Genomic DNA, 16,868 nt, shown 5'->3' with positions numbered 1-16,868 from the left:
CAGGCGTCTTTTTTTAGTTTCGATTCACATGTGACCAGATTTCAATTAATGGTCCGTTTCTTCCCAGAATCGGATCTTTATCAGGAGAAGGAACGTTCTGGATGTTCTCAATTACTTTCGGACGTTCTTCTGGTTTTCCAGTTTTCAAATCATGATCCATCCCATTCGGGTAAGCCCCGACTACTTTAAAATCTGCCGATCCCCGTTCTTTTTTATGTCCAACCCCTGCAGGTATAACAACTACATCACCTTTGTTCACTTCAACTGCTTCCCCTTGCTCACCACCAAACGTAATAACAGCTGTTCCACCTACAATTCCAAGAACTTCATGCGTATTGCTGTGATAATGATGATAGTCAAAAACCCCATTTTTCCAGGAATTTGTCCAATTATTTATTGCAAACTGCTCTGCACAAGATTCAATGTAACCCGAAAGAATGCCCCGATAGAGGACGAGTGGAAGGTCAGGGTTGTTTGGAATAGCACCGTGATCAGTGAAAAACAATTTTTCAACATTCGTTTTATTCATTTTTTACTTCCTCCTATTTTCTAGTTAATACCTCTTTAGTAAACGTTTTGAGGGTGAGTTAAACCTGTTTATTCCACCCGAACCATAGGTGCGGTTAGTTGAACGATTCATTATAAACTTTTGATGGAAGTCTCACTATATTGTTTAGCGCTTCTAAATAGGGGAAAATAACTTATGCTTACCCAAAGCCATCTTCCCCCTATTTTTTAAAAAATGGTGAGCTTTGCAGTTGACTAACTTGTCTATACAATATAAACTGCATGTGTATGCTAAACATGTATAGACAAGTTGGAATATAAATGTAAGCGGTTGAGAGGAGAAGATTATATGTTAAAAAAACTATTCGGTAAAAAAGAAAAGTCGTTAGACGAGGTAATCTACGCTCCGTTAAACGGTAAAGTTGTAGAACTTGAAACGGTACCAGATCCAACTTTCTCACAAAAGATGATGGGGGACGGCATTGCGATTGAACCAACTGACGGTAAAGTCGTTTCACCTGTCAACGGGAAGATCATTCAATTTTTCCATACGAAGCACGCAGTAGGAATTGAATCAGAATCAGGTCTTGAACTTCTCATTCACGTTGGTCTTGAGACAGTAGGGATGAACGGTGAAGGTTTCGAAGGACATGTCAAAGAGGGCGACAAAGTAAAAGTGGGGGATCCTCTTATTACTGTTGATCTTGATCTTGTAAAGGAAAAAGCTGCAAGTACAATTACGCCGGTTATCATTACAAATGCGGATTTGCTTGAAACAGTTGATAAGAAATATTCTAATGGCGCTTCTCATGGTGAAACGGAAGTAATGACTACAAAAGTAAAAGGATAGTGGATAAAGGGCAGGCATGAGGATCCGGCTGTTGGAATTGACCGGATTTTCAAGCTCTCCCACATTCATTTCTTTTTAAGGGGGAAGAAAACATGGCAATTAATCGGCAATCAGTAGAAGGAATTATTGAAGCGATTGGCGGTAAGGAGAACATATCAACAGCAACACATTGTGTTACGCGACTTCGTCTTGTGCTTCATGATGAAAGTAAGGTAGATACAAAAGCACTTGAAGAGAATGAACTTGTGAAAGGTTCTTTTTCAGCAAATGGTCAGTTCCAGGTTGTAATTGGACAGGGGACAGTTGATAAAGTATACAAAATATTGGCAGAGATTGCAGATATTGAAAGCGCGTCCAAACAGGATGTGAAAGATGCTGCTGCAAGTAAGCAGAATTTTCTGCAGCGCGGTGTTAAAACGTTAGCCGATATTTTTATCCCGATTCTTCCTGCGATCGTAACGGCTGGTTTGCTGCTTGGGATTAATAATATTCTTACTGGGCCTGATATCTTCTTCAGCGATCCACTTGTAGAAGTTTATCCGCAGTGGGCAGATCTTGCGAGTATTATTAACCTGATCGCAAATACCGCTTTCGTGTTCTTACCAGGTCTCATTGGCTGGTCAGCGGCTAAACAGTTTGGTGGAAGTCCATTGCTCGGGATTGTTCTTGGTCTCATTCTAGTTCACCCGGATTTATTAAATGCCTGGACATATGGACAGGCTGATGAGATTCCAACCTGGAATTTATTTGGACTTGAGATTGAAAAAATCGGGTATCAGGGTCAGGTGCTGCCCGTTCTAGTGTCAGCTTATATTCTGGCGAAGATTGAAACCTTTCTTAATAAACGAATTCCTGATTCAATTCAAATGCTTATTGTTGCTCCGGTCGCTCTTCTAGTCACAGGGTTTCTAGCGTTTACGCTGATTGGACCTGTCACATTCTGGATTGCGAATCTCTTAACAGACGGCTTAATCGGCCTGTTTGACTTTGCACCTGCGATAGGTGGTCTTGTGTATGGCGCTCTTTATGCACCACTTGTTATTACTGGGATGCACCATACGTTCCTTGCTGTTGATCTACAGTTAATCGGTAGTACGGGAAGCACTTTCTTATGGCCAATGCTTGCCCTATCAAATATTGCTCAGGGTGCAGCGGCACTCGCTATGATGCTTGTAACGCGTAATGAGAAAACAAAAGGCCTTGCTGGTACTTCAGCAGTATCAGCCTTTCTTGGTGTCACAGAGCCTGCCCTGTTCGGGGTTAACTTGAGATTTCGATTCCCATTCTTTGCAGCGATCATTGGATCAGCGATTGCTGGTCTTGTCATTACATTAAGTGGTGTCGAAGCAGCTTCCATTGGTGTTGGCGGCATACCAGGCTTCCTTTCTATTTTTAAAGAATACTGGGCAGCGTTCTTCACAGGTATGGCCATTGTACTTGTAGTACCGTTTGCTCTAACTTTCCTTTATGGGAAGGTAAAGAAAGTAAGCGAGTAATCAAAACAGCGATATCATCAGGAGTTTAGCCAACAAAAGGCCGTTCCGGTGATATCGCCTTTGTTGTTTAACATAGACATAGGAGTTGAAGAAAATGCAGCAACCATGGTGGAAGAAATCAGTAGTTTATCAAATTTATCCGAAGAGTTTTAACGATACGACAGGAAATGGAAAAGGAGACCTTCAAGGCATTATTGAAAAGCTAGATTATTTAAATACCCTTGGCGTAGATGTGGTCTGGTTAACACCGATCTATGATTCACCTCAAAATGATAACGGCTATGATATTCGAGATTATTTCAGTATCTATGAAGAATACGGAACAATGGAGGATTTTGATCGGCTTCTTCATGAAGCACATTCACGCGGAATTAAAATCATCATGGACATTGTCGTCAACCACACGTCTACAGATCATCAGTGGTTCGTCGAGTCAAGAAAGTCAAAAGACAATCCCTATCGCGACTATTACATCTGGAAAGATGGTGTGAACGGTGCCGAACCAACGAACTGGCAATCGAAGTTTGGAGGCAATGCTTGGCAGTATGACCGCGAAACTGATCAGTATTACCTGCATTTGTTTGATGTTACGCAAGCGGATTTAAATTGGGAAAATGAAAAAGTACGCGATGAAGTGTATGACATGATGACCTTCTGGTTTGAAAAAGGGGTAGATGGATTCCGCCTTGATGTGATTAACTTGATTTCAAAAAATCAGGATTTCCCGAATGATGATGGATCTGTCGCACCTGGCGATGGTAGAAAGTTCTATACTGACGGACCACGTTCGCACGAATTCATGAACGAGATGAATCGCAAAGTGTTTATGAAGTACAATAGTATGACTGTAGGAGAAATGTCTTCAACAACGATCGCTGACTGTATTAAATATTCGAATCCTGAGCGCAACGAACTCAGTATGACATTTAACTTTCATCATTTGAAAGTAGATTATCCGAACGGAGAAAAATGGTCTGTCGCTGATTTTGATTTCCTTAAGCTAAAAAATATTCTGTCGACATGGCAGAAGGAAATGCATGAAGGCGGTGGGTGGAATGCCCTGTTCTGGTGTAACCATGATCAGCCCCGAATTGTTTCTCGCTACGGAAATGATGGGGAGTTTAGAAGAGAATCGGCCAAGATGCTCGCAACCACGATGCATATGATGCAGGGGACTCCTTACATTTATCAGGGTGAGGAAATTGGGATGACAAATCCGAAATTTGATGATATTTCCTCCTATCGAGATGTTGAATCTCTTAATAGTTACTCCATTCTTAAAGATGAGAAAGGGTACAGTGTAGAAGATGTTCTCGAAATCTTACGTCATAAGTCAAGAGATAACTCGCGAACACCGGTTCAATGGACCTCAGAAGATCAAGCTGGCTTTACAACAGGCGAGCCGTGGATTCCAGTTGCCAAAAACTACGAGGATATTAACGTAGAGGACACGCTAAATGAAGAAAGTTCAGTATTTGAGCACTATCAAAAACTGATCTCATTGAGGAAAAGTGTAGACCTAATCACATACGGTGACTATGAGCTGCTACTTCCTGAAGACAAGCACATTTTCGCTTACGTTCGTAACGGTCAGGGTGAAAAGCTCCTGGTAGTGAATAACTTTTATGAAAGTGAAGTAACGTTTGAACTACCATCGCATGTGGAAGTAAATGGGTATGATTCACAAATTCTTCTATCCAATTACGAAGATAGCGACGAATCATTTAATAACGTTACATTACGTCCGTATGAATCCGTTGTTTATCATTTAAAACAAGTCGGGTGAAAGTATGAAGCAAACCAAATACCAGCAGATTTATCAAGAATTATCTTCTAAAATTCAGGATGGTTCTTATAAACCGAATAATAAGCTGCCATCTGAACATGAGCTTGCAGAAACGTACGGGACGTCCCGCGAGACGATTCGAAAAGCGCTTAATTTACTCTCTCAAAATGGGATGATTCAGAAAATCAAGGCGAGAGGATCTGTGGTACTTGATCTTAATCGCTACGATTTCCCCGTTTCAGGGCTAGTTAGCTTTAAGGAAATCTCAGAGAAAATGAACCAATCTTCGCGTACAATTGTACATTATCTTGAGAAGGAATCGCCGACAGAGTGGGTAAGGGAGCAGCTTGAGCTTGATAAAGAAGCACTCGTCTGGCATGTTGTTCGTGGGAGAGAGATTGATGGCGAGAAAATTATACTTGATCGCGACTACTTTCCAGCCCGCTCCGTTCCAGAGCTAACCAGGACGATTTGTGAGAATTCGATCTACGATTATCTTGAAAATGATATGGGTCTCACGGTTAGCTATGCGAAGAAAGAAATTGTGGTTGAAGAAGTAGACGAGGATGATCGACGGTATATGGATTTAAAAGACTATGATCATGTAGTTGTCGTTCGAAATTATGTTTATTTGAGCGATACGACACTAATTGAGTATACCGAATCACGGCATCGATTAGATAAATTTAGGTTCGTTGATTTTGCTCGTCGTGAGAAACAATAATGAAAGGCGCTTCAGTCCGGGGCGCCTTTTTTGTGATCAGGAATTGTCTTTCAATGGAAGGGAATTAAATGATGAAGGAGAATTGTAAAGGAGAGAATCGAATGTTGGAAGGAGCTTTAAGAGTTGAAAATAGTCGAGAATAGTATAGTGCTAAGAAAAGCAGAAGCAGAGCACGTTGAATCGCTACGTCAGTTCAAGCTAGGAGAAGACCAATTAGCCTTTACTTCAATGCCGATTCCTACTTATGAAAAGTGTTTGGCTGATCAAGAGAAGTTTCCGGTCGTAATTCTTGATAACGAAAAGGTTATTGGTTTTTTTGTTCTTGATCTGGGAGCAGATGTGGCTTTATATACGACTAATCCTGAAGCGGTCTTAATGAGAGCTTTTTCAATTAATTTGGAAGAGCAGGGAAAGGGGTTCGGAAAGTGCTCCCTTCATCTACTTGAACCATTTGTTAGAGAAAATATGCCTGGTCGGAATGAAATTGTTCTGGGAGTTAATCACAATAACCCAGCAGCCAAACAGTTGTACATAAATGCTGGATTTGTTGATCAAGGATATAAAAAGGAAGGTCGCTCAGGGTTAATGGCAATTCTTCATAACTTTATTTGAGCACTCATGGAAAGGAAATGATGATTACATGTGGTTTGAAACATCAGTTACAAACCGATTAAAGATTACTTATCCAATCATACAGGCTGGTATGGCTGGAGGGGTGACAACACCTGAACTTATCGCTAAAGTTTCTAATGCGGGTGGGCTTGGCAGTCTAGGAGCAGGGTATATGAACCCCGGTCAAATGAGAGAAGCGATTCAGAAGGTTAAGCTGCTAACTTCGAATCCTTTTTCGATAAATGTTTTTATACCAGAAGGAGATGTGACTTCTCCGGTAAAAATTGATAAGGCAAATGCAGCAATGCGTCGCTATCGAGATGAACTTGGCCTGTCGGATCCAGAAACAGAACAAATATCGGCTTCTGTTCTCCAGGAGGAGTTCAAGCAAAAGCTTCAAATATTAATCGAAGAAGAGGTTCCGATCTGTAGCTTTACATTTGGTATACCTTCTAATGAGGAGATTCAGCTGCTAAAAGACCAGGGATTGACCCTAATTGGTACTGCAACGACTGTAAATGAAGCACTCCTGAATGAAGAGAGAGGGATGGATCTTGTCGTGATGCAGGGTTCAGAGGCTGGTGGACATCGAGGAACATTTACAGGTGAGTTTGACCACTCCTTAATCGGAACCGTCTCGCTCATCCCCCAAACAGTAGACAGAGTCAGTATTCCAGTCATTGCTGCAGGTGGAATAATGGATGGGAGAGGCATTCTGGCTGCTCTTGCTCTTGGAGCGGGAGGCGTGCAGATGGGAACTGCATTCGTGACTTCAAAAGAAAGCGGAGCGAATCCACTTCATAAGTCCTTGATAATGGATAGCACAGAAGATCAGGTTATAGTCACGTCTAAATTTAGTGGAAAGCCTGCAAGAGGCATTCACAATCAATTTATGAAAGAGATGGCTGTTGTTTCTATTGAAGATCTACCTGGATATCCTATGTTGAATTCTCTTACGAAAGATATCCGCGGGGAAGCAGCGAAGCAGCACCGTCCAGAGTTCATGTCGCTCTGGTCGGGACAGAGCCCTCGTTTAAGTGGAGAGAAGTCAGCACAGGAAATTGTTATTCAGTGCGTTAAACAGGTGGAAAGGTCTCTCCGCAATTTAACATAAAACATGTGTGTACGTGGGGTAGAAATAAGATAAGCTCCTCAATTGATGAGGAGCTCTTTCAACTTGCAATGGTACGGCCGGTCACCTGACAGCATCTTTTGGTGTGAAAAGATAATGACCGGCTGTATCAAGAAGTGTGGTCATAAAAGTGAGATGCAATACCTGTTTGTTTAAAAAGATATAGGGAACAGGTACAGGTGTTGATGTATAACGTATTTTCATTCATTGAGGAGGCCGTTTAAAGATGAAAGCAGTTGTATTGAATAAATTTGGAGAGCCAATTAATTTTCGTATTGAGAAGATAGCATCAAGAGAATTGAAAGCTTGCGAACTTAAAATCAACGTAAAGGCAACGAGCGTAAACCCTGTCGATTTAAAAATTCGATCAGGAGTTGCAGAGACATTTGCCCCTGAATTTCCAGCCGTTTTACATGGGGATGTAGCTGGTATTGTTGAAGAAGCCTTTCCGGGCAGCTCTTTTTCAAAGGGTGATGAAGTATATGCCTGTGCGGGTGGCGTTAAAGGACTAAGTGGTGCCCTTTGTGAAAGTATGATTGTGGACCAAAAGCTTGTTGCAAAGAAGCCGAAGCAGCTATCGATGGCAGAGGGGGCTGCGCTGCCACTCGTATCAATTACAGCATGGGAAGCACTCGTTGATCGTGTCAACGTTGAACCGGGGCAAACAGTCCTCATTCATGGTGCCGCAGGTGGTGTAGGGCATATCGCGGTTCAGCTGGCAAAGGCCCTTGGAGCAATTGTTTATACGACAGCTTCAACATCTGAAAAAATGCAAATGGGCAAAGATCTTGGCGCTGATTATGCTATTAACTATAAAGAGATGTCCGTAGAAGACTATGTGAAACACTATACGAACGGAAAAGGCTTCGACGTGGTTTTCGATACGGTAGGAGGAGACAACATGGAGAAATCATTCCAGGCAGTGAGAAATAGTGGACAGGTTGCCTGTATCGTGGGAAGTGGTGAACATGATATGACCCCGCTTTATATTAAAAGCGCAACGTATCATGGGGTATTAATGCTCTTGCCAATGCTCACAAACGAAGGACGGGAGCATCACGGAGAAATCCTCAAACGTATTGCGAAGATGGTCGACCACAAGGTTTTAAAACCTGTCCTGGACGGGGAGAAGTTTTCATTCTCATCGATCGGAGAGGCACATACACATCTTGAATCAGGAAAAGCGATTGGGAAAGTTGTTGCAGTAAATGATCTATAAGTGTACTGATATAAAAAGGAACCCTGCCAATCTGGGAGGATTCCTCCCGTTAGATAAAAAATTCGAAGATGAGGTTATTTTGTCCATTCAGACACTAAATCTTGATTGTCTTCAACCCACTGCTTTGCACCTGTTTCGGCATCATCGGCATTCTTGATAGTAGCCATTAAACTACCAAGTGAGTCGTCGTCCATCTTCCAATTGTTCATCCATTCAACGATTTCGGGATGATCTTCCCCAAACCCAGTTCTTGTCATGAAGTAGATATCATCTGCTTCACCGTAGACTTTTTTAGGATCTTCAAGATACTTTAAATCATACTCAGCGAATGCTCAGTGTGGATTCCAGAGTGTCACAACGATCGGCTCTTTGTCCTCATAAGCTTTTTTAAGTTCACTCATCATAGCTGGTCCAGAGCTATCAACAAGGTCGTAGTTTAAGTCATACTCTGCAAGGGCTGTTCTGCTCATTTCCATCAGGCTCGCACCAGGATCGATTCCGACAATTTCTTCTAAACCGAGTTTTTCTTTCTGAGCGTTAAGCTCATCGATGCTGTCAATATTCATGTATTCTGGAACAACAAGGCCAAGTCCTGTCCCTTCATACCACGTTTCGTGCATTTCAATATCTTCCTTGTATTCTTCATAGAGCGGTTTATCTGTAGTAGGAAGCCATACTTCTGCAGCCACATCCAGATCACCTTGAGAAACACCTGCCCAAACGGGTGCTTTCTCCATTGATTTTAATTCGATATCGTATCCTTTTTCTTCAAGAATTACTTTCCACATATTCGAAACCGCGATATTCTCAGCCCAGTTGTTCAGTCCGAATGTCACTGTGCCCTTTGATTCCTCGTCACCAGCATTATCTTCTGAATTGCCACATGCCGCTAGGATCGCTAGTGCAGCAATCATAATAAGTAAAATTCCTCTCCTCATAAAAACACTCCTATAAAAACTCTCTGTATTTTTTGCGAAAATGCACATGTTACCTATCTTAACAAATGTTTCACTTTTTTGCAGGTTTCTTACGATATGAAGTCAGTGTATGATAAAGATGAGGGGAGAGGAGAAAATGCTAACGATCGCAACGACACTTATTATATTTTTTCTTGTTATCATCATGATTGGTACGTTAATGGTTGCTGGGAAAAGCGATCCTGGTTATGGAAAGAAAGCGAAAAATACGACGGTCACGATCTCTGCGATCTATCTTTTAGTTGGGATTATAGCTGTTGCAGGGATAGCTACATACGTTTATTTTAGCTAAGAGCTTCTTGAGGAAGCTCTTTTTCTAATTCGAGTGAACCTAAGGTTTCACTCGGAAAGAGCCAAAAACGTGTTTTTAACAATAGCACCTAACAGGTTCTTTTAATTAGAAGCGATGAAGATCATTTCGGCAGCGAGGTAGCCAAACCTTATGCCAAAGTATAGCAGAACGAGACTGGCTGTCACGCTTATAGCTCGAAGGGTTCCTGGTTTCAATAGCGTTTTACCGAAATGGACTGTCATACAGAGATTCACTTTCCACAGTCCGATGCCGATTAAAATGAGTGCAGATAAGAAGAAAGCCTGCCATTTGTCTGGCTGCTGAAGAGAGGCGCTTAGGACCGATCCATAAATGCCAAGCCAGAATAGAAGATTCATTGGATTGAAAGCTGCTATCATAAACCCAGTGGCATAAGAGTGAAGCAACCCCGGGGTTCCCTTATCTTGCTCTTCATCTAAACTTATAGTTGATAAGAACCCCCTGAATTCCTGAACACGTTTAAATAACAGCACCAAGTACCAATAAGGAAATTTGCACATATGAAATTTCAACAAAGACAGCAATACCAAAATACATCAAAAACATAAGTAGTAAATCTGCGCTCATTCCCCCGGCACCAACGAAGAGAGAGGGCCAAAATCCTTTATGTATGCCGCGCTTCATGATTTCAATATTGATGGGTCCAAGTGGGGCGGCGATCGATAAGCCAAGTGCAATATGAGCAATCGCGATTTCAATCATGAACGTCATTCTCCTTTTCAAAAGTCTCTCTTAATGGCTTTAAGCAAGTTTTTACATAAAAGAAGATGCCCTTTATATACATGTCCATCTTTAATCAAATAGAAGTATTATTTTAAATTTGAGAGAAAATATGCTATTATGCGTCTTTGGGTCGCTCATGGTTTTGAAGAAGATGTGGAAAATTGTATAATGAAGGTTACTACTACCATTGGAATTGAAGTGATGCGGAAATGAGCTTTTCTATGTTTACTAAAAGCGAAATAAAAGAACGTTTTCCAGTAAGCTTTTATCAAAGGGGACTAACGTATTATCAAAGCGGGCGGGTAACGGAGCTCAAGTTTGATGAGGAGGATCAGTCCTTTCGAGCCTATGTGGATGGAAGTGAACGATACAGCGTGTTGATTGAAGTGCTTGGTGATAATTGGTTTGGTTCATGCGAATGTGCTGCCTTTGAAACATATGGCACGTGCAAGCACCTTGCAGCTGTGCTCATTGCGATCAGTGAGAATAGTCCTTTGACTTTGGAGGAAAAAGAAACAGAAAAGCCAGCACAGGTGTCGCCGCGGAGCTATCATGAGACGAATCAACTCATTCAAGTTCTCAGTGATTTTCAGCCGGATAACCTCACACAGATGAGATCAGATGAACTGCGGGTCGAATTTACAATCAAGGCTAGTTCATATCCAACACTAAGGAAATCACAAGGAGATTCCCCATGGACGATAGAGATGAAGGTTGGGATCAATCGCCTGTATGTGGTGAAAGACATCCGAACGTTTCTTGATGCGATTCTTGAAGGAGATTCTTATTTCTTTACGAAGAAGTTTAGCTTTGAGCCAGATGAACATCATTTCCATGAACACGATGAATCTCTCATAAAAATGCTTTTAGCCATTAGACGTAATGAGAAGGTTTATTTGGATTTGCCTGACAATTGGGGCCGCTTTACTGAGAATCGAGAACTCATTCTTCCCCCACTTGCTGCGAATGAGTTTTTGATGGAGTTTCTTAAACAGGAGAGAACCGTTCGATTTGAATTTAATCGCACGCTTCATGAACAAACCGCTGTACATGATGGAGCGCTTCCTTTCACATTTGAGATTGAGCAACGGGAAACGGATTATGTGTTGCAGTTAAACGGCTTTCAAACCGCACCTTTCTTTCCAACTTACGGATGGTTGTTTCACAATAAAACACTTTATAAATTGAGTAAGAGACAGCAATCATTACTAAAGGATCTTTCTCATTTTCGAGATTCAGCTAGAAAAAGCGATCTTTCTATTTCACAATCTCAAATTGAACCATTTCTTTCTAGAGTCGTTCCAGGCTTAAAGAAACTTGGGAACGTTACGATTTCTGATCAGATTCACGAAAAAATAGTCAATCCTGACTTGCGTGCTAAAGTGTACGTGAATGCTGAGGGAGAGCGTCTACTTGTCTCGGTCGAGTATCAGTATGGGGATGATGTCATTAATCCTTTCAAAGATGACGTCAGAATTGTGAAAGAAGATGGTGGCATTATTCTACGGGATAGCGAAAAGGAACAGAGAATCATGTCATTGATTGAGCAGGCATCCTTGAAATTTAATGGTCGTGAGCTTTATGTGGAAGATGAAGCCCTGATTTTTGATTTCCTTTATTGGACGATCCCACAGCTTCATGATCTTGCAGATGTATTTCTCACCGAATCTGCCAGTGGCTGGTTACTTGATGAGTCTTCGCTTCCGGTTACATCTGTCGATATGGATCGAAATGGAAACTGGCTAGACGTTAGCTTTGATATGAAAGGACTGGACGAAGGTGAGATTTCGAATATCCTGAAAGCTGTTATCGAGAAAGATCGCTATTACCGTCTGCCGGATGGCGCATTTGTTTCGATTGAGAATGATGATTTTCAACATGTTAGTCAACTATTGAACGACCTGAATATTAAAGAAAAAGATATTGATCGGGGCGAGCTTCACTTACCGCTTTATCGAGGGCTTCAAATCGATGAGCGAATCAGTGGTGGGCGAAATGCTTCACGCTATAGTAAAGCATTTCGTGAGCTTGTATCGCGTTTAAAGCATCCTGAAGATCTTCAGTTTGGGCTTCCTGAAGGGTTGGATGCAGATTTAAGGACTTATCAAATGACTGGATTTCAGTGGCTAAAGGCGCTTTCGTATTACCAATTAGGCGGCATTCTTGCCGATGATATGGGACTTGGTAAAACGCTTCAGAGCATCGCTTATTTGCTATCTGAAAAGAATGAAAATCCTGATGCAATCGCGCTTGTTGTGGCACCTGCATCCCTTATTTATAACTGGAAAAAAGAGTTCGAAAAGTTTGCTCCTAGTCTTCACATCGAAGTCAATACTGGGACACCAGCAGAACGGAAGGAATTGTTAAATCAAGGCCTGCATCCGGACGTTTGGATTACATCTTATCCTACACTGAGGCAGGATATTGCGCAGTATGAAGCGATCGCATTTGATTCTGTCATTCTTGATGAAGCGCAAGCCATCAAAAATCCTGCGACAAAAACATCTCAAGCAGTCAGACAACTTAGAGCAGCGAAACGTTTTGCGCTCAGTGGTACGCCAATTGAGAATTCACTTGATGAACTGTGGGCCCTTTTTCATTCGATCATGCCAGGGTTCTTCCCGGATCAATCAACATTTAGAAATCTATCTCATGAGCGTATATCGAGAATGGTTCGTCCGTTTATCCTAAGACGCGTGAAGAAGGATGTCTTGAAGGAGCTACCAGATAAAATTGAAACCGTTCAAGTATCCGAATTAACGAAGCAGCAAAAAGAACTTTATATCGGTTATTTGCACCGGATTCAACAGGAAACGAAAGAAAGCCTTGCTGGAGAGGGATTTCAAAAGAATCGCATGAAGATTCTAGCTGGACTTACTCGACTGCGCCAGCTCTGTTGCCATCCATCGCTATTTCTTGAAAATTACGATGGACAATCCGGTAAGCTCGAACAGCTTTTGGACATTGTGACTACGTCGATTGAAAATCAGAAAAGACTTCTGATTTTTTCACAGTTCTCAAGTATGTTAAAGATCATTCATCAAAAACTAGCAGATCTCGGCTACTCAGTATTTTACTTAGATGGCCAGACACCATCGAAGGAACGGGTTGAAATGACGGAGCGATTCAATGCAGGTGAAAAAGAAATCTTCTTAATTTCATTAAAGGCCGGTGGAACAGGTTTAAATCTTACAGGTGCTGATACAGTTATTCTGTATGATCTCTGGTGGAACCCTGCTGTTGAAGAACAGGCTGCGGGTCGAGCTCATCGTATTGGACAAAAAAATGTTGTGCAGGTCATGAGACTTATTACTCAGGGAACAATTGAGGAAAAGATTTATGAGCTCCAGCAAAAGAAGAAAGAATTAATTGAAAAAGTCATTCAACCAGGGGAAACGATGATTTCGAGTTTATCTGAAGATGAAATTAAAGATATCCTGAGCATCTAAATTTAACATCTAGTTGAATACGGGGAAAGCAACAAACAAAGAATAATGAAAGCGTGAGGTGATGAGAGATGGACGTTTGTGAATTATGCGGACGTAGTGTGGTTAAAGGTACTAGCCATCATCTTACACCGAAGGAAGAAGGCGGCACCTTCAAGCCGACCGCTTTCCTTTGTGTGCCTTGTCATAAGCAGATTCACGCCATATATACAAATCAGGAGCTCTCAGTCAGACTTGATTCGATTAAGAAGCTTAAAGAAGACGACAAAATTCGTTGTTATCTCAAGTGGATTAAGAAGCAGCCAGGTACAAAAAGCATTAAAATTAAAAAATCGCATGAGCGAAGTAGGAAAAAATAATGGGTTTAAAAAAATTAATCTTTTCAAAAACCCTGTGTTTGCAAAGGTTTAACCACGAGCTTCCTAGTTAAGGATAGAAATATGTGTTTCGACACTTTCTGTAGTGGTATAAGTAGATAGAGGTAAAATGGTACTATTTTTTAATGTAGTTGTTACAGAAATTATTTTAAGTTGAGGTGGAGTTTATGAGGGGTAAAGTATCCTCCGTGTTTTGGAGCACGCTGGTAATTAGTATACTAATGGTCATCTGGGGAGCAACTTCACCAGGAACATTAGAGTCACTCTCGGCGAGTGCTCAAACGTTTATTTCGAATAAGTTAGGTTGGTATTATCTTATTCTTGTCACGCTGCTAGTCATTTTCTGTGTATTCATTATCTTTACACCATACGGTAAGATTAAGCTTGGTAAGCCGGATGAAAAACCAGAATTCACAAGACTTAGCTGGTTTGCGATGTTATTTAGTGCTGGTATGGGAATCGGCCTAGTTTTCTGGGGTACAGCAGAACCGATGTCTCATTATGCTGTAAATGCACCAACCGCTGAAACAGGCACTCCTGCTGCAATTAAAGAAGCCATGCAGTATTCGTATTTTCACTGGGGCATTCATGCCTGGGCGATTTATGCGATTGTTGCACTTGTTCTAGCTTACTTTAAATTTAGACACGATCGTCCCGGTTTGATTAGTGCTACCCTTTATCCAATTTTTGGTGAAAAGGTCAACGGTCTCTTTGGTAAAGTCATTGATACACTTGCCGTGTTTGCAACGATTGTGGGTGTAGCGACTACACTTGGATTTGGTGCAGTACAAATTAATGGCGGTTTATCATTCTTAACAGACATACCGAACAGCTTTAGTTCACAACTGATTATTATTGGTGTAGTAACTGTACTATTTATGATCTCTGCATGGTCAGGAATCGGAAAAGGTATTAAATACTTAAGTAATGCAAATATTGGACTGGCAGGTATTCTTTTCCTTGCTATGTTCATTCTTGGACCGACCATTTACATTCTAAATATGTTTACGGATACGATTGGTGCTTATTTTGCAAATTTAATTGCAATGAGCTTCCGTATTGCACCGCTTAATCCTGAAAATCGCGAGTGGATTAACAGCTGGACGATTTTCTACTGGGCATGGTGGATTTCCTGGTCACCATTTGTAGGAATCTTTATTGCTCGCGTATCAAGAGGAAGGACAATTAGAGAGTTTCTCGTAGGTGTTCTTCTTGTTCCTTCAGTCGTTGGTTTTCTATGGTTTTCAACTTTTGGAATTTCTGCAATCAACATTCAACAGCAGGGAATTGCAGATATTGCGTCACTCGCAACTGAAGAGTCGTTATTTGGAACCTTCCAGAACTACCCAATGAGCATCGTCTTATCAATAGTAGCGATTACACTGATTGGAACTTTCTTCATTACTTCTGCTGACTCCGCTACATTTGTACTGGGAATGCAGACAACACATGGATCTCTAAATCCTGGCACGGGTGTTAAACTTACATGGGGTGTAACTCAGTCAGCTATGGCGGCTGTGCTATTGTATACAGGCGGACTACAGGCGCTCCAGAACGTGTTGATTCTTGCCGCTCTGCCGTTCTCGATCATTATGATTTTAATGACCGTCTCGTTCTACAAGGCGCTTACGAAAGAGAAATACCTGGTAGCTAAAGATCCAAAGCCAAGGAAAGAAAAACGGAAAGAAAAACATGGTGTCGAAAAAGACGATCAAACTGCACCAGCAACGAAATAACCAAAATAGGCAATGAGGGAATATCCCCTCATTGCCTATTTTTATCGTTGATTAGCTCATGCGAGTTAAATCTTAGTTTCACCAATAGAGTATTTCTTTCGTGAAAGTTTGGTTAATAATTTTAAAATTAATTAACAGAATATAGGCCAGGGGGTTTAGAAAGGGCGAAATATGTGAATTGATAACTATCCGTAAAGATGAAAGCTGGTGATTATATGCTTACGGACTTGTTTCGTGAAGCAAAGCATACCGTCGTACTAAGCGGCGCAGGAATGAGTACAGAAAGTGGTTTACCTGACTTTCGCTCTGCGCTCGATGGGATGTGGAACGAAGTTGATCCTCTGCAGCTTGCGAGTAGAGAGGCGATGCGGGATGAGCGGGATTTATTTATCCGATTTTATAAACATCGAATTCAAAAGTTGAGGGCCGCCCGTCCTAATGCTGGCTATTATCATCTAGCTGACTGGGAGCGTAATGGCGATGTCAGCTGTATTTTGACTCAGAATGTGGACGGTTTTCATCAGCACGCAGGGAGTCTCAATGTCTCTGAGCTTCACGGGACACTGTGCAACGTCTACTGTGATGAATGTGGTGAAACGGGTTCTAACGAATCATATATAAATGAAGAAATCAATTGCTCGTGTGGTGGATTTAAAAGACCTGGTGTTGTCTTATTCGGAGAGCCCATTCCATTAAATGCGATCCATCAGGCCAAGCTTGAAACAAAGAAAGCGGACCTCTTTATCGTACTTGGATCATCGTTACAGGTTTCGCCTGCAAATGTATTTCCTATTGAAGCAAAGCGGAATGGCGCAAAACTGGTGATCGTTAACCAGGAAGAAACTGAATATGATTCGATGGCTGATCTTGTAATACATGAGAAAATAGGGGAAGTCCTCTCCAAGTTAGCCCGGGCAAATTCTGATTAACTGACAACGAATACCGATGAAAA

At 41.5% G+C, this 16,868-nt stretch carries 13 protein-coding genes and 2 pseudogenes; 12 read left to right on the top strand and 3 right to left on the bottom strand.

All coding sequences use genetic code 11. From position 1 onward, the window contains the following. Window positions 1-13: 13 nt before the first annotated feature. Window positions 14-529, bottom strand: coding sequence for a cupin domain-containing protein (locus tag ABFG93_RS04610; protein WP_347551034.1), 516 nt, complete (start codon window positions 527-529; stop codon window positions 14-16). Window positions 530-856: 327 nt separating this feature from the next. Between ABFG93_RS04610 and ABFG93_RS04605 the strand changes: the two genes are divergently transcribed. From ABFG93_RS04605 to ABFG93_RS04575, 7 genes are all read left to right on the top strand, one after another. Next, window positions 857-1,357, top strand: coding sequence for a PTS sugar transporter subunit IIA (locus ABFG93_RS04605; RefSeq protein ID WP_347551032.1), 501 nt, complete (start codon window positions 857-859; stop codon window positions 1,355-1,357). Window positions 1,358-1,449: 92 nt separating this feature from the next. Then, on the top strand, window positions 1,450-2,853 hold the full coding sequence (gene treP / locus ABFG93_RS04600; protein WP_347551030.1) for a PTS system trehalose-specific EIIBC component: 1,404 nt from the start codon (window positions 1,450-1,452) through the stop codon (window positions 2,851-2,853). 94 nt (window positions 2,854-2,947) lie between these two features. After that, window positions 2,948-4,639 (top strand): alpha,alpha-phosphotrehalase, encoded by a 1,692-nt coding sequence (gene treC, locus ABFG93_RS04595; RefSeq protein WP_347551028.1) that lies wholly within the window; start codon window positions 2,948-2,950, stop codon window positions 4,637-4,639. 4 nt (window positions 4,640-4,643) lie between these two features. Continuing rightward, window positions 4,644-5,363, top strand: coding sequence for a trehalose operon repressor (gene treR / locus ABFG93_RS04590; protein WP_347551026.1), 720 nt, complete (start codon window positions 4,644-4,646; stop codon window positions 5,361-5,363). Window positions 5,364-5,486: 123 nt separating this feature from the next. Next, a complete protein-coding gene (locus ABFG93_RS04585; RefSeq protein WP_347551024.1) occupies window positions 5,487-5,975 on the top strand; it encodes a GNAT family N-acetyltransferase in 489 nt (162 codons plus the stop codon). A 28-nt stretch (window positions 5,976-6,003) separates the two neighbouring features. Further along, window positions 6,004-7,089 (top strand): nitronate monooxygenase, encoded by a 1,086-nt coding sequence (locus tag ABFG93_RS04580; RefSeq protein WP_347551023.1) that lies wholly within the window; start codon window positions 6,004-6,006, stop codon window positions 7,087-7,089. Window positions 7,090-7,333: 244 nt separating this feature from the next. Continuing rightward, entirely contained in the window at window positions 7,334-8,326 is a 993-nt protein-coding gene (locus ABFG93_RS04575) for a zinc-dependent alcohol dehydrogenase family protein (protein WP_347551021.1), read from the top strand. A gap of 74 nt (window positions 8,327-8,400) precedes the next feature. Here ABFG93_RS04575 and ABFG93_RS04570 read toward each other — a convergent pair. Next, window positions 8,401-9,264: pseudogene (locus ABFG93_RS04570) on the bottom strand (glycine betaine ABC transporter substrate-binding protein). A gap of 136 nt (window positions 9,265-9,400) precedes the next feature. Between ABFG93_RS04570 and ABFG93_RS04565 the strand changes: the two are divergent. Beyond that, complete coding sequence (locus ABFG93_RS04565) at window positions 9,401-9,595, top strand: hypothetical protein (protein ID WP_347551019.1); 195 nt, start codon at window positions 9,401-9,403, stop codon at window positions 9,593-9,595. A gap of 101 nt (window positions 9,596-9,696) precedes the next feature. Here the strand turns inward: ABFG93_RS04565 and ABFG93_RS04560 are convergent. After that, a pseudogene (locus ABFG93_RS04560) lies at window positions 9,697-10,258 on the bottom strand (LysE family transporter). A 320-nt stretch (window positions 10,259-10,578) separates the two neighbouring features. On the opposite strand from ABFG93_RS04560, the gene ABFG93_RS04555 reads away from it, so the two are divergent. From ABFG93_RS04555 to ABFG93_RS04540, 4 genes are all read left to right on the top strand, one after another. Continuing rightward, entirely contained in the window at window positions 10,579-13,806 is a 3,228-nt protein-coding gene (locus ABFG93_RS04555; protein ID WP_347551018.1) for a DEAD/DEAH box helicase, read from the top strand. Window positions 13,807-13,874: 68 nt separating this feature from the next. Continuing rightward, window positions 13,875-14,162: an HNH endonuclease gene (locus ABFG93_RS04550; protein WP_347551016.1), complete on the top strand. Its 288-nt coding sequence runs from the start codon at window positions 13,875-13,877 to the stop codon at window positions 14,160-14,162. Window positions 14,163-14,347: 185 nt separating this feature from the next. Next, complete coding sequence (locus ABFG93_RS04545; protein WP_347551015.1) at window positions 14,348-15,916, top strand: glycine betaine uptake BCCT transporter; 1,569 nt, start codon at window positions 14,348-14,350, stop codon at window positions 15,914-15,916. A 215-nt stretch (window positions 15,917-16,131) separates the two neighbouring features. Beyond that, window positions 16,132-16,845, top strand: a complete 714-nt coding sequence (locus tag ABFG93_RS04540) for an NAD-dependent deacylase (protein ID WP_347551013.1) — start codon at window positions 16,132-16,134, stop codon at window positions 16,843-16,845. The last annotated feature ends 23 nt before the right edge of the window (window positions 16,846-16,868 follow it).

The organism is Pseudalkalibacillus hwajinpoensis, from assembly GCF_039851965.1.
In the GTDB taxonomy this organism is placed as follows: domain Bacteria; phylum Bacillota; class Bacilli; order Bacillales; family Guptibacillaceae; genus Guptibacillus; species Guptibacillus hwajinpoensis_E.
Note: the sequence above shows the minus strand (reverse complement) of the source record. Positions and strands in the feature narration are given on the sequence as shown.